This window comes from Actinokineospora sp. PR83, assembly GCF_021056305.1.
In the GTDB taxonomy this organism is placed as follows: Bacteria; Actinomycetota; Actinomycetes; order Mycobacteriales; family Pseudonocardiaceae; genus Actinokineospora; species Actinokineospora spheciospongiae.
In genome coordinates, this window is sequence record NZ_JAJCXD010000032.1 from 1 (window position 1) to 14,003 (window position 14,003).

Below are 14,003 nucleotides of genomic sequence, written 5' to 3' on the forward strand. Positions count from 1 at the left end.
CCCCCCGCACCGCTGTCCAGTTCCGCGCGCAGGAAGGCCGCTTGCCGCTGCACACCGGGCGGTTCGCCGGTCGCACCGGCCGTGGCGGGCACGAGCAGGCGGACCACCCCGAGCAGAGCGCAGGCGGTCACCAGGGCAGCGGCCGACCAGCGCGACCACCGCAGCACTCGACGCCCCGTGGGCGGTCGCTCGGACACGCGTTGATCATAACGAGCCCGCGGGTGCGCTCAGCGCGGTGCGGCGAAGGCGGTGATCGCCTCGGCGGTGGCTTCCGGGTCGCTGAGCTGCGGGCAGTGCCCGACCGCGTCGAGGGTGACGAGGGTGCTGCCCGGGATGCGGGACTGGACGTACGCGCCCACCCCCGTCGGCGCGATGGCGTCGCGGGCGCACTCGACCACCAGGGTCGGCACGGTCACCGTCGCCAGGTCCTCGCGGTTGTCCGAGAGGAAGGTGACGCGGGCGAACACCGAGGCGATGTGCGGGTCGGTGCTGCAGAACAGGTCGGTCAGCTCCGCGCCCAGTTCGGGGCGGTCGGGGTTGTCCATGATGACCGGGGCCATCGCCGCCGACCAGCCGAGGTAGTTGCTGTCGAGCGAGGTGAGCAGTTCGTCGATGTCCTCCGCGCTGAACCCGCCCCGGTAGTCGCCGTCGTCGAGGTAGTGGGGCGACGGGGTCAGCAGCACCAGCTTGGCGAAGCGCTCCGGCTCCGCGGCGACGGCCAGCACCCCCATCATCGCGCTGACCGAGTGGCCCACGAACACGACGTCGCGCAGGTCGAGTTCGCGCAGCAGGGTGAGCACGTCGTCGGCGTAGCCGCGCAGCGACGAGTAGCGCTCCCGCGTCCACGCCGACAGGTCGGAGCGCCCGGCGCCGACGTGGTCGAACAGCACCACCCGGAACCGCTCGGCGAGCAGCGGCACCACCAGGCGCCACAGGTTCTGGTCGCAGCCGTAGCCGTGGGCCAGCACCAGCACCGGGCCGTCCTCGTTGCCGGTGATCACGACGTTGTTCCTGCTCCGCACGTCCACGCGCACAGCATCCCAGGCGGCCGATCCACCCGTACAGGTACCAGCCGTTGCGCGACGGGTGGTCAGGGCGTGTGCGTGGGTCTCGCAAATGAACAGGCGCCGACCACTCCGCCCTCACCGTCACCACGATCCTCACCCCCACCCACCGCTGCTACCGTCGGCCCCCGTCAACCCGGCCCACCACTGGTGGGAACTCCCCGGCGGCGGCATCGACCCCGAGGAAACCCCCGAACACGCCGCCCCCGCGCGAACTCACCGAGGAAACAGGGCTCACCACCATCACCCTCGGCCACCACCTCTACACCCGCGAATCCCGCTTCCACTACCGCGGCACCGACCACCACCGCACCGATCACGTCTACCTCGCCCACACCCACACCACCACCCTTGCCCCCCCCAACACACCGCCAACGAAAAAGCCGGGCTCATCGAACACCGCTGGTGGCACCCACACGACCTCACCGCCACCACCGACAAACTCCTTCCACCCACGCTCCCCAGCACCCTCGACGACCTCCATCGCGCTTCCGAAGGCCCGGTCACCTGCTTGAGACGCGCCGGTAGCGGGCCACCGACAGCGACATGAACAGGGCGACCAACCCGACCGACCAGAGGGCGGCGTAGAGCGCCGCGTGTTGGGCGGGCCACGCCTGCGGTTGCAGCAGCCCGGCCGGGGTGGGGTTGGCGAACAGCGACCGCGCGGCGTTGGCCAGTGCGGTGATCGGGTTCCACTCCGCGACGGTGGCCAGCGGCTCGGGCATCGCGGCGACGGAGACGAAGCCGGAGGAGATGAACGTGGCCGGGAACAGCCAGATCAGCCCGAGGCTCTGGGCGACCTCGACGCTGCGGGCGGTGAGGCCGATGAAGGCGCCGACCCAGGACATGGCGAAGGCGAACAGCAGGATGAGCAGGTACGCGAGCACGGCGTCGAGCACGCTGCCGCGGATGCGCCAGCCGATCGCGAGGCCGCACAGGCTGGTCACGGTCAGGCTCACCACGCTGGTGGTCAGGTCGGAGGTGGTGCGGCCGAGCATGACCGCGACCCGCGACATGGGCAGCGCCCGGAACCGGTCGACGATGCCCCGTTGCAGGTCGTTGGCCAGGCCGATGGTGGTGAACGAGGCGTTGAAGGTGACCGTCTGGGCGAAGATCCCGCCCATGATGAACTCGCGGTAGGCGTCGCCGCCGAGGCTGCCGCCGAAGACGTAGCCCAGCAGCAGCACGAACATGATGGGTTGCAGCACGCTGGCGAAGATCGACCCGGGGGTGCGGCGGATGTTGAGCAGGTTGCGCCAGGCGACCGTGCCGCTGTCGCGCGCGACCCTGGTGAGGACCGTCATGCGCCCACCCCGCCCCGGTTGAGGTGGCCGTGGTGGCGGGGCCACTCCAGGACCTCCGGCAGGACCGCGGTCTCCTCCGCGGCGCCGGAGTCCATGACCTCGCCGGTCAGGGCGAGGAAGACGTCGTCCAGGGTGGAGCGGCGCAGGCCCATGTCCAGGACCCGCACGCCCTCGGCGGTGAGCCGGTTCGCGGCGGCGGCCAGCGCGCGCTGACCCGCCGTGCCCGCGCCCACCGCGACCTCGATCCGGCGGGCCCGCCGGTCGACCGCGGGGGTGCCGGAGCCGACGGTGGCGAGCACCCGGTGTGCGGTGGCGAGTTCACCGGGGGTCGCGGTGACGACCTCCAGCCGTTCCCCGCCGGTGGCCGCCTTCAGCTCGTCGCTGGTGCCCTCGGCGATCACCTTGCCCTTGGCGATCACCGCGATCCGGTCAGCCAGTTGGTCGGCTTCCTCCAGGTACTGGGTGGTGAGCAGCACCGTGGTGCCCTGGCCGACCAGTTCGCCGACGACGTCCCAGGTGTCGAGCCTGCTCTGCGGGTCCAGTCCGGTGGTGGGTTCGTCGAGCACGACCACCGGCGGCGCGGCGACCAGGGCGCCCGCCAGGTCGAGCCTGCGGCGCATGCCGCCCGAGTACGTCCCGGCGGCCCGGTCGGCGGCGTCCTCCAGGTGGAACCGCGCGAGCAGGTCCCGCGCGGTGCCCGCCGCGACCCGGCGGCGCATGCCGTAGAGCTTGGCGACCAGGTACAGGTTCTCGTAGCCGGTCAGCTTGTCGTCGACCGCGGCGTACTGCCCGGACAGCCCGATCCTGCGGCGGACCCGGTCGGGCTCGCGCACCACGTCCTCGCCCGCCACCAGCGCCCGCCCGCGGTCGGGGCGCAGCAGGGTGCTGATGATCCGCACGGTGGTGGTCTTCCCGGCGCCGTTGGGTCCCAGCAGGCCGAACACCTGACCGGCGGGCACCTGCAGGTCGACGCCGTCGAGCGCCTTCTTCGCGCCGAAGGACTTGCCGAGACCTTCGAGGACGATGGCCGCCCCGGTCATCGCGGTGCCTGCCCGTCCCTGGCGCTGGCGGGGGTGATGTCGGTCCAGTTCCGCTCGATGTGGTCGAGGCAGGCGGTGCGCTCGTCGGGGCCGAAGGTCACCGCCCAGCCCGCCGGGACCCTGGCGAAGAAGGGCCACAGGGAGTGCTGGTTCTCGTGGTTGACCAGGACCAGGTACTGCTCGTCTTGGGCGTCGAACGGGTTGGTCATCCTCGGTCTCCTGCTCCGGTTCGGGTCTGCTGGGCGCGGTCCTGGCTGTCCGCGAGCCTGCGGGACAGGATCGGGCCGATGACGTCCAGCGCGTGGGGTTGGGTGAGTTCGACGTGGGTCGCGTCGACGCCGTGGACCTCGACGTCGCCGGTGAGGTAGGGCGACCAGTCGGCCACCTCGGGGCCGTCGGGCGCTCGGTTCTCCGTGGCGGAGAAGAACAGCACGTCCGCCTCGACCACGTGCGGGACGAAGTCGGGCATGAGCACGGCCTGGCTGACGAAGGCGCCGACCATCCCGCCGAGCGCGTCCTCGGTCAGGCTGCCCATCGGGCTGTCGGTCTCCCGGAAGACTTCGAGCACGGCGGCGCGGTCGAGGACTGCGCCGGGCTCGACGGGGTGGCCCAGGTTGTCCAGCAGCGCGGCGAAGATGTCGGCTTCGCTCGCAGCTTCCAGCCCGTCGCGCGGGGCCTGGGGGAAGGCGTCGAGCACGGTCAGCAGCCCGACCCGCTCCCCCACCGCCTCGAACTGGGCCGCCACCTCGTGCACGAGGTTGCCGCCGAAGGACCAGCCCAGGAGGTGGTAGGGGCCGTGCGGCTGCACCGAGCGGATGTGCTCGACGTAGTCGGCGGCCACCTCCTCGATGCTGGCGGGCGCGTACCCCGGTTGCGTCAGCTTCCGCGACTGGAGCCCGTAGAGCGGCTGGTCGGGTTCGAGGTGGCGCAGGAGACCGGAGTAGGTCCACGACAGGCCGCTGGCGGGGTGCACGCAGAACAGCGGCGGCCGGTCGCCCGTGGTGCGCAGGGGCAGCAGCACGTCCAGATCGCTCCCGGAACCGCCCGCGTCCAGCCGCTCGGCCAGCCCGGCCACGGTCGGGGCCTCGAACAGCCTGCGGATCGGCAGGTCGACGCCGAGGGCGGTGCGGATGCGCGACATCAGGGCGTTGGCGAGCAGCGAGTGGCCGCCCAGGTCGAAGAAGCTGTCGTCGATCCCCACCCGCGGCAGGCCCAGCGTCTCCGCGAACAGCGTGCAGAGCAGGTCTTCGCGCGGTGACCGGGGACCGCGGTGGGCGGTCCCGGTCTGGGGGCCGGGCAGCGGCAGTGCCCGCTGGTCGAGCTTCCCGTTGGGGGTCAGCGGCATCCGGTCCAGCACGACGAAGGCCGAGGGGACCATGTGGTCGGGGAGCTTCGCGACCAGCGCCGAGCGCAGCGCGTCGGCCCGGGGCTCGGTCTCGCCCGCCACCACGTAGGCCACCAGGGCCGTGTTGTCCACCCCGGTCTCCCGCAGGACGACCGCCGCCTCGGCCACGGAGGGGTCGTCCTCCAGCGCGGCGATGACCTCGGCCGGTTCGACCCGGAAGCCGCGCACCTTCACCTGGTCGTCGCCCCGGCGGAGGAATTGCAGGGTGGCGTCGGAGCGCCAGCGCACGAGGTCGCCGGTGCGGTACATGCGGTCGCCGCTGTCGCCGAAGGGGTCGGCGACGAAGCGCTCGGCGGTGAGCCCGGTGCGGTTGAGGTACCCGCGGGCGACCCCGGCCCCGGACAGGTACAGCTCCCCCGCCACGCCGGGCGGGACGGGCCGCAGCCGGGTGTCGAGGACGTAGGCGCGGGTGTTGCGCACCGGTTTGCCGATCGCGGGCCGCTCGGTGTCGTCGACGTCGGCGATCACCGAGTCCACAGTGGACTCTGTGGGCCCGTAGAAGTTGTACGCGGTGACCCCCTCGGTGGCCCGTAGCTGCGCCCAGAGGGCTTCGTCGACCTGCTCGCCGCCGAGGGCGAGCACGCGGGGCCGGTGCCCGTCCCCGCTCAGCAGCCCGGTCGTGATGAGCTGCCGCAGGTACGACGGGGTGGTCTCGACGACGTCGATGGCCCGCGTGCGCAGGTGCTCGGCGAGCGCCCCGGCGTCGCGCCGGGTGTTGTCGTCGACGATGTGCAGCTCGTGCCCGGCGACCATCCACAGGAACGGGTCCCAGGAGGCGTCGAAGGCGACGGCGGCGGTCAGCGCGACCCGGAGCCCGCGACCGCCGAGGCGGCGCGCGGCGGGCTCGAACACGTGCTCGCGGTGGTGGCGCAACAGGTTTGCCAGTGAACGGTGTTCGACGACGACGCCCTTCGGGCGCCCGGTGGAGCCCGAGGTGTAGATGACGTACGCGGGCTGCCCGCCGTCGAGCGGGCGCCGCAGCTCCGCGTCCGCCAGGCGGACGGGCGGGGTGGCGGCGAGTTCCGCCTCCACCCGGCTGTCGTCGAGCACGAGGGTGCGGACCCCGGGCAGCCGCGCGGCGACCGCCCCGGTCGTCAGCACCAGCGCCGGGGCGGCGTCGGCCAGCATCAGGCCGATGCGCTCGGCGGGGTAGGCGAGGTCGACCGGCAGGTACGCGGCACCCGCCTTGAGCACGGCGAGCAGGGCCGCGGCCGTCTCGACCGAGCGCGGGACGGCCACCGCGACGATGTCCCCGGCGCCGACGCCGCGCACGCGCAGCAGCCGGGCGAGCCGGTTGGCGTGCGCGTCGAGTTCCCCCGCGGTGAGCGCGCGGCCCGCGGCGACCACGGCGGTGCGGTCCCGGCCGGGCCCACCGGCCCACCGCTCGAACTCCGCCGCCACCGTCTCGGCGGGCAGTTCGCGGTCGGTGTCGTTCCAGGTCTGGAGAACGGTTTCCAGTTCCGCGCCGGAGAGCAGTTCGAGGTCGGCGACGGGCCGGGCCGGGTCGGCGAGGGCGGATTCGAGCAGCCGGGGCAGCCAGCGGGCGAGCCGGTGCGCGGTGCCCGGCTCGAACAGGTCGGCGCTGTACTCCACGGTGCCCGACAGCCCGGCCGGGGCGCCATCGGGTCCGTGGTGCTCGGCCACCGAGAACGAGAGGTCGAACTTCACCGCGGCCACGTCGTCGTCCCCGGCCGCGGTCACCGCCAGCCCGGGCAGCGCGAGGTCCGGCCGGGCGGCGTTCTGCACGGTCAACATCACCTGGAACAGCGGGTGGCGGTTGAGCGTGCGCGGCGGAGACAGTTCCTCCACGACGCGTTCGAAGGGGACGTCCTGGTTGTCGAGCGCGGCCAGGTCGCCCGCCCGCACCCGCCGCACCAGCTCGGCGAAGCCGGGGGCGCCGGACAGGTCGGTCCGCAGCACCAGGGTGTTGACGAAGAAGCCGACCAGTTCCTCCAGCCGTTCGTCGGTGCGGCCCGCGACGGCGGTGCCGATCGCGACGTCCTCCCCCGCCCCGAGCCTGGACAGCAGGGTGGCGAGCCCGGCGTGCAGCACCATGAAGAGGCTGGCGCCGTGCTCGGCGGCGAACTCGGCGACCCGGGCGTGCAGGTCGGCGGGGACGGTGAGCGGCACGGTCCCGCCCGCGTAGGTCGACTCGCGGGGCCGGGGGTGGTCGTGCGGCAGCGACAGCTCGTCGGGCAGCGCGGTCAGCGCCTCGCGCCAGAAGGCGAGCTGCCGGTGCGCGGTGCTGTCCTCGGCGTCCTCGTCACCGAGCAGTTCCTGCTGCCACAGCGAGTAATCGGCGTACTGCACCGGCAGTTCGGGCTGCTCCGGTGCTTCGCCGCGCAGGCGCGCGGTGTAGGCGGTCGCCAGGTCGCGGGCCAGCGGCGCGGTGGACCACCCGTCACTGGCGATGTGGTGGGTCACGACCTGGAGCACGTGCTCCCCGGGGCCCACCCGGACCAGCACGGCGCGCAGCGGCAGCTCCGCGTCGAGGGCGAACGGGCGGGCCGCGTGCTCGGCGAGGACCGCGCGCAGCCGCGCCGGGTCGGCGTCGAGCACCGGCAGCGGGACACCGGCCTGCTCGACGGGGAGCACGAGCTGGTGGGGAACCCCGTCCTCCACGGGGAAGACCGTGCGCAGGACCTCGTGGCGCGCGGTGAGGTCCGCGAGCGCGGCGCGCAGGGCGTCGTGGTCGAGTTCCCCGCTCAGGCGCAGGGCCATCGGGATGTGGTAGCCCGCGCCCGTGCCCTCGAAGCTGGTGAGGAACCACATGCGGCGCTGTGCGTGCGACAGCGGAACCCGGTCGGGCCGCTCCCGCCGGGTGAGGCGGGCGCGGGTGGAGCCGTCGGGGGTGATCCGGGCCGCGAGCGCCGCCGGGGTGGGGGCCTCGAACACGGTGCGGATGGCGACCTCGGCGCCGAGGACCGCGCGCACCCGGCTGGTGAGCCGCGTGACGAGCAGCGAGTGCCCGCCGAGGTCGAAGAAGTCGTCGTCCACCCCGACCCCGGGCAACCCGAGGACTTGGGCGAACAGCGCGCACAGCTCCGCCTCGACCCGGGTCCCGGGTGCCCGGCCCGCGGGTGCGGCGGCGAGGTCGGGTTCGGGCAGCCGGGTCCGGTCCAGCTTGCCGTTGACGGTCAGCGGCAGCTCGGGGACCACCACGACCACCTGCGGCACCATGTAGTCCGGCAGCAGCCGCGCGGCGTGCTCGCGCACGGCGAGCGGGTCGGGGTCGGCTCCGGTCACGTAGGCCACGAGCCGGTCGATCCCCCCGGGGCCGCGGTGCACGAGCACCGCCGCCGCGGTGACCCGTTCGGCACCGGTGAGCGCCGCCTGCACCTCCCCCGGCTCCACGCGGAACCCGCGGATCTTCACCTGGTCGTCGACGCGGCCGACGAACTCCAGGACACCGGAGGGGGTCCGGCGCACGAGGTCGCCGGTCCGGTACATCCGCGCCCCGTCGTCGAACGGGCAGGCCACGAAGCGCTCGGCGGTCAACCCGGGGCGGCCGTGGTAACCGCGGGCCAACCCGGCCCCGGTCAGGTACAGCTCCCCGGTGACACCGGGCGGCACCGGTCGCAGACCGGGGTCGAGCACGTGGGCGCCCACGTTGGCGATCGCCGTTCCCACCGCCGGGCGGTCGTGGTCGTCGAGCCGGGCGACGACGGAGTCCACTGTGGACTCGGTCGGGCCGTAGAAGTTGAAGGCCAGCACGCCGGGCACCCCGGACAGTTCCCGCCACAGGGCGGGGTCCACCGCTTCCCCGCCGAGCGCGACGAGCAGGGGGCGGTGCCGGTCCGCGGCGAGCAGGCCCATGGGCAGCAGGTGGCGGACGTAGGAGGGGGTGGTCTCCACGACGTCGATGCGGTGTTCGGCGACGTGGTCCAGGAGGGCTTCGGGGTCGCGGCGGACGGCGTCGGCGAGCAGGTGCAGCTCGTGGCCGTCGGCGAGCCAGAGGATCGGGTCCCAGGACGCGTCGAAGGACACCCCGGCGGTGTGCGCGACGCGCAGCACGTCACGACCGGCGGCGGCGGTCGCCGGGGCGAAGACCTGTTCCCGGTGGCTGGCGAGCAGGTTCACCAGGCTGCGGTGTTCCACCGCCACGCCCTTGGGGCGCCCGGTGGAACCCGAGGTGTAGAGCAGGTACGCGAGGTCGTTGGGACGGGGCGGGGCGAGCGGCTGCCCGGTACCCGAGTGCGGCGGGAGGTCGTCGAGGAGCACCACCGCAACGCCGGTGCCACAGCGGCTCGCGGTCCCCGAGGTGCTCAGCACCAGGGCCGGGGCGGCGTCCTCGATGAGGTGGGCGATCCGGTCGTCCGGGTACTCCAGGTCCACCGGCAGGTAGACCGCCCCGGCGCGCAGGACGCCCAGCAGCGCCACCACCGTGCCGAGGGAGCGCTCCAGCACCACCGCGACGACCTGCCCGCGACCGACACCGCGGGCGGTGATCTCCCGGGCCAAGCAGTCGGCGAGGTGGTCCAGTTCGGCGAAGGTGAGGGTGCCGTCGGCGGCGACCACCGCCGTGCGGTCGGGGTGCAGCCGCGCCCGCCGCCCGAAGACCTCCGGCAGCGTCTCGGCACCGACCTCCCGGCGCGTCCCCGCGCCTCGGGCGATCACCTCGTGCAGTTCGTCGTCGGTGAGCACGTCGGCGGTCCGCAGCGGCTCGTCCGGCCGGGCGAGGACGTTCCCCAGGAGGGTCACCGCGCCGTGGGCCAGGCGCGACGCCGTGGCCCGGTCGAACATCGCCGTGCTGTACTCCAGCTCCCCGGTGATGCCCGCGGGTGCCCCGGTCGGGTCGTACCGCTCGGTCAGGGTGAGGGAGAGGTCGAACTTCGCCGTCGAGGTCCGGGCCGCGGGCCCCGCCTCCACCCGCAGGTCGCCCAGCTCGATGCGCGGCGCCGGGTTGTTCTGCAAGGTGAGCATCACCTGGAACAGCGGGTTGCGCCCGGGTGCGCGCTGCGGGGCCAGTTCCTCGACGACCCGCTCGAACGGCAGGTCCTGGTGCTCGAAGGCGGCCAGGTCGGTCTCCCGCACGCGGCGCAGCAGTTCGGTGAAGCTGGGGTCGCCGCTCAGGTCGGTGCGCAGGACGAGCGTGTTGACGAAGAACCCGATCAGGTCGTCGAGCGCGGGGTCGGTCCGCCCGGCGACGGGGGTGCCGATCGGGATGTCCGCCCCGGCGCCGAACTTGGCCAGGGTGGCCCCGAACAGCGCGTGCAGGGCCATGAACAGGCTGGTGCCGCTCTCGGCGGCCAACCGCGAGAGGGCGGCGTGCGCGGCGGCGGGCACCTCCACCGCGACAGCGGCGCCCTCCCCCGTCGGCCGCGGCGGGCGGGGGCGGTCCACCGGGAGGGTCAGCTCGGTGGGCAGGTCGCGCAACGCGGTGCCCCAGAACGCCACCTGCCTCGCGGCGCGGCTGTCCGCGTTGTCCTCCGCGCCGAGGACCTCGCGCTGCCAGCGGGCGTAGTCGGCGTACTGGACCTCCAGCGGCGGCAGACCGGTCTGCACCCCGTCGACGCGCAGCCGGTAGGCCGAGGCGAGGTCGCGGGCCAGCGGGCCGAAGGACCAGCCGTCACCCGCGATGTGGTGCAGCACCAGCACGAGGAGGGCTTCGGAGTCCGCGACGCGCAGCAGCGTCGCGCGCAGCGGTGCCTCGGCGGCCAGGTCGAACCCGCGCCCGGCCTCGGCGGTCAGCCGCTCGGTGACCCCGGCACGGGGGACGTCCTCGACCGCCAGGGTGATCCCGGTGTGCTCGGGGTCGAGGACGCGCTGGTACGGCTGGCCGTCCGACTCGGCGAAGGTCGTGCGCAGGCTCTCGTGCCGGGTCACCACGTCGGCCAGCGCCGCGCGCAGGGCGGCCTGGTCGAGCGCCCCGGTCAGGCGCAGGACGGCGGGCATGGTGTAGCCCGCGGCGCCGGGGTCGAGCCGGTTGAGGAACCAGAGCCGCTGCTGCGCGGCGGACAGCGGTTCCCGCTCGCACCGCGGCGCGGCGACGAGCCGCGGCCGGTCGGCGTTGCCGCCCGCCTCGACCCGCTCGGCCAGCAGCGCCGGGGTGGGTGCCTCGAACAGGTCGCGGATGGCGATGTCGGCGGCGAGTTCGGCGCGGATGCGGCCCGCCACCCGGGTCGCGACCAGGGAGTGCCCGCCCAGCTCGAAGAAGTCGTCGTCCGGGCCGACCCCGGTGCGGCCCAGGGACTCGGCGAAGATCGCGCACAACCGCGCCTGCAACCAGGTGGCCGGTCCGCGACGGCCCTGCCCCGCGGCCCCGCCCGCCGAAGCGGGGTCGGGCAGGCGGGTGCGGTCGAGCTTGCCGTTCACCGTCAGCGGCAGTTCGGCCAGGGTGAGCACCACCTGGGGGACCATGTGCTCGGGCAGCCGGTCGCGCAGGCGCGTCCGCAGCTCGGCGGGCTCCACCGAGGACACCGCGTAGGCGAGCAGCCGCGCGGATTCCCCGCTCCCGTCGGCGAGCACCGCGGCGTCGTCCACGTCGGGGTAGGCCGCCAGTACGGCTTGGACCTCACCGGGTTCGACGCGGTGGCCGCGGATCTTGACCTGGTCGTCGGCCCGGCCGAGGAACTCCAGCACGCCCTCGCCGGTCCAGCGCGCCAGGTCGCCGGTGCGGTAGAGCCGCTGCCCGGGCCCGCCGAACGGGTCGGCCACGAACCGCGTCGCCGTCAGCGCGGGCCGGTTGTGGTAGCCCCGGGCCAGACCCGCGCCCGCCAGGTACAGCTCACCGCGCGCGCCCGGGGCCACCGGCTCCAGCGCGTGGTCGAGGACGTAGGCGCGCACGTTGTCGACCGGCCTGCCGATGACCGGGGAGCCGTGCCCGGGCATCGCCGTCATCACGGCGTCCACAGTGGACTCGGTCGGTCCGTAGAGGTTCACCCCCAGCACCCGGTCCCCGTCGGTCAGCTCGCGCCACAGCGCGGGGTCCACGGCCTCGCCGCCGAGCGCCACCACCGCCGGGTGCCGCCGGGGTTCGGCGAGCAGGCCCGCGGTGAGCAGTTGCCGCAGGTAGGACGGGGTCGTCTCGACCACGTCGATGCGCCCGTCGCACAGGTGGCGGGCACACGCCTCGGGGTCGCGGCGCACGGCGTCGGGCACGACGTGCAGTTCGTGCCCGGCCACCAGCCACAGCACCGGGTCCCAGGCGGCGTCGAAGGCCATTCCGGAGAGGTGGGCCACGCGCAGCACCGCGCGCCCGGCGGCGGTGCGGCCCGCGGGGAACAGCCTGGTGCTGTGGCTCGCCAGGAGGTTCGCCAGGGCACCGTGCTCCACCGCGACCCCCTTGGGCAGACCGGTGGAGCCCGAGGTGTGGATCACGTACGCGAGGTCGCCCGGCGCGGCGGGGGTCGGGTCGGCCTGCGGGGCCGCCGCGAGGTCGACCTCGTCGAGCACGACGTCCACCGCGGGGAGGAGGTCCCGGGTCGAGGAGTGGGCGATCACCAGGTGGGGTTCGGCGTCGGCGAGCAGGAACGCCAACCGGTCCACCGGGTGGGAGACGTCCAGCGGCAGGTAGGCGGCACCCGCGCGGCCCACCGCGAGCAGTGCGACCACGCTGTCGACCGAGCGCGGCAGCGCGACCGCCACCACGCGGCCCGGACGGGCCCTGCGGGCGGCCAGCACCCGGGCGAGCCGGTCGACGCGCCGGTCCAGTTCGGCGAAGGTGAGCGTCGTCCGCCCGTCGCAGACGGCGACCCGCTCGGGGGTCGCGGCGGCCTGGCGGGCGAACGCCTCGGGGACGGTGGTCTTCGGCGTCTCGACGGCGGTCGCGTTCCACCGCTGGAGGACGAGGCAGCGCTCCGGTTCGTCGAGCAGTTCCAGCTCGCCGATGGGGACCATGGGGCGCGCTGTCGCGGCGCGGAGCAGCCGGACCAGGCGCTCGTGGTGCCCGGCCAGCTCTTCTTCGCTGTAGCGCAGGGGGTTCGCGGTCACGTCGACGCGCAGCCCGTGCTCGGCCGAGATGCCCTGGACCACGATGGACAGGTCGTCGACCGGTCCGACCGACAGGTTGTGCAGCGACGCCTCGTGCGAGCCGAACTCGATCTCGGGGGCGAACGGGAGGATGTTCACCGTGGGCCCGTGCAGGCGCCGGGACCGGGGCAGCGCGAGGTCCCGGCGGAGGTCTTCGGCGCGGTGGCGCTGGTGCTTGAGGGCGTCGCGCACCTGGCGGGAGGTCTGCGCCACCAGGTCGGCGGTCGTGGTGGCCGGGGTGACCCGCAGCCGCAGCGGGACCACGTTGGACAGCATCGCCGGGGTGGCGCGCTGCGCGGCGGTGCGCCGGGCGGTGACCGGCAGGCCGAGGACCACGTCCCGGGCACCGGTGCTGCGGTGCAGGTAGGCGGCGGCGACCGCGATCACCACCGGCGACCAGTCGGTCCGCAGCGACCGGGCGAGGGCGCGCAGCCGCTCGGCTTCCCCGGGGCCGACAGCGGCGCAGCGGTGCAGCGACCACGTGGCCAGGCTCGCGGCCGAGTCCGTGAGCTGGGTGGGCTCGGGCAGGTCCGCGAACCGCGTCCGCCAGTACTCCGCGTCGACACCGCGGCGCTCCGAGGTCGCGTACGCGCCGTCCTCGGCGATCACCTCGGCGAAGGACCCGAACCCGGGGTCCGCCACGGGCTCACCCCGCTGGAGGGCCCGGTAGTCCTCGGCGATGCGGCGGAGCACGAGCACGGCCCCGTAGCCGTCGAGGAGCAGGTGGTGGGCGCGCTGGTAGAAGAAGAACTCCTCCGGTGCGAGCCGGATCAGCGCGGCGTGGAACAGCCTGTCGCCGAAGACGTCCGGCGGTGTCGCCAGGTCCCGGCGCATCCAGGACCGGGCGGCTTCCTCCGGGTGCGGCTCCTCCGCCAGGTCGACCACGGGCAGTTCCCAGTGGCCCGGCTCGGCGATGAACTGCATCGGCTCGCCGTCGTGCTCGACGAAGCGCAGGCGCAGGGCTTCCGTGGCGCCCAGCACCCCCCGGACCGCCCCTTCGAGCGCGGCGACGTCCAGGGCACCGCGCAGATGGAGGTATTGGGAAACGGTGAACACGGGATTGCCCGCGTCGAGACGCTGGGCGAACCAGATCCCCCGCTGCGCCTTGGACAGGTTCAGCACGTCGTGCTGTTCGGCAACCATTCCCGCTCCTTGCTCCGTGAGCCCCGAGTGACCGGGCGCACAGCCCGAAATCCCACCCTCCGCGTGGAGGTCGATC

At 74.2% G+C, this 14,003-nt stretch carries 6 protein-coding genes; all 6 read right to left on the minus strand.

What is annotated here, in order from left to right; translation table 11 throughout:
- Positions 1-197: hypothetical protein (locus tag L6E12_RS11350; protein ID WP_236227849.1), on the minus strand; the 197-nt coding region annotated here is incomplete at its 3' end.
- 30 nt (positions 198-227) lie between these two features.
- Positions 228-1,028, minus strand: coding sequence for an alpha/beta fold hydrolase (locus L6E12_RS11355; protein WP_236227850.1), 801 nt, complete (start codon positions 1,026-1,028; stop codon positions 228-230).
- A gap of 539 nt (positions 1,029-1,567) precedes the next feature.
- On the minus strand, positions 1,568-2,368 hold the full coding sequence (locus L6E12_RS11360) for an ABC transporter permease (RefSeq protein ID WP_236227851.1): 801 nt from the start codon (positions 2,366-2,368) through the stop codon (positions 1,568-1,570).
- Complete coding sequence (locus L6E12_RS11365) at positions 2,365-3,408, minus strand: ATP-binding cassette domain-containing protein (protein WP_236227852.1); 1,044 nt, start codon at positions 3,406-3,408, stop codon at positions 2,365-2,367. The genes L6E12_RS11360 and L6E12_RS11365 overlap by 4 nt, the downstream gene beginning before the upstream one ends.
- Entirely contained in the window at positions 3,405-3,617 is a 213-nt protein-coding gene (locus L6E12_RS11370) for an MbtH family protein (protein ID WP_236227853.1), read from the minus strand. Before L6E12_RS11370 ends, L6E12_RS11365 begins: the two co-directional genes overlap by 4 nt.
- Positions 3,614-13,927: a non-ribosomal peptide synthetase gene (locus L6E12_RS11375; RefSeq protein ID WP_236227854.1), complete on the minus strand. Its 10,314-nt coding sequence runs from the start codon at positions 13,925-13,927 to the stop codon at positions 3,614-3,616. Before L6E12_RS11375 ends, L6E12_RS11370 begins: the two co-directional genes overlap by 4 nt.
- Between the last annotated feature and the right edge of the window lie 76 nt (positions 13,928-14,003).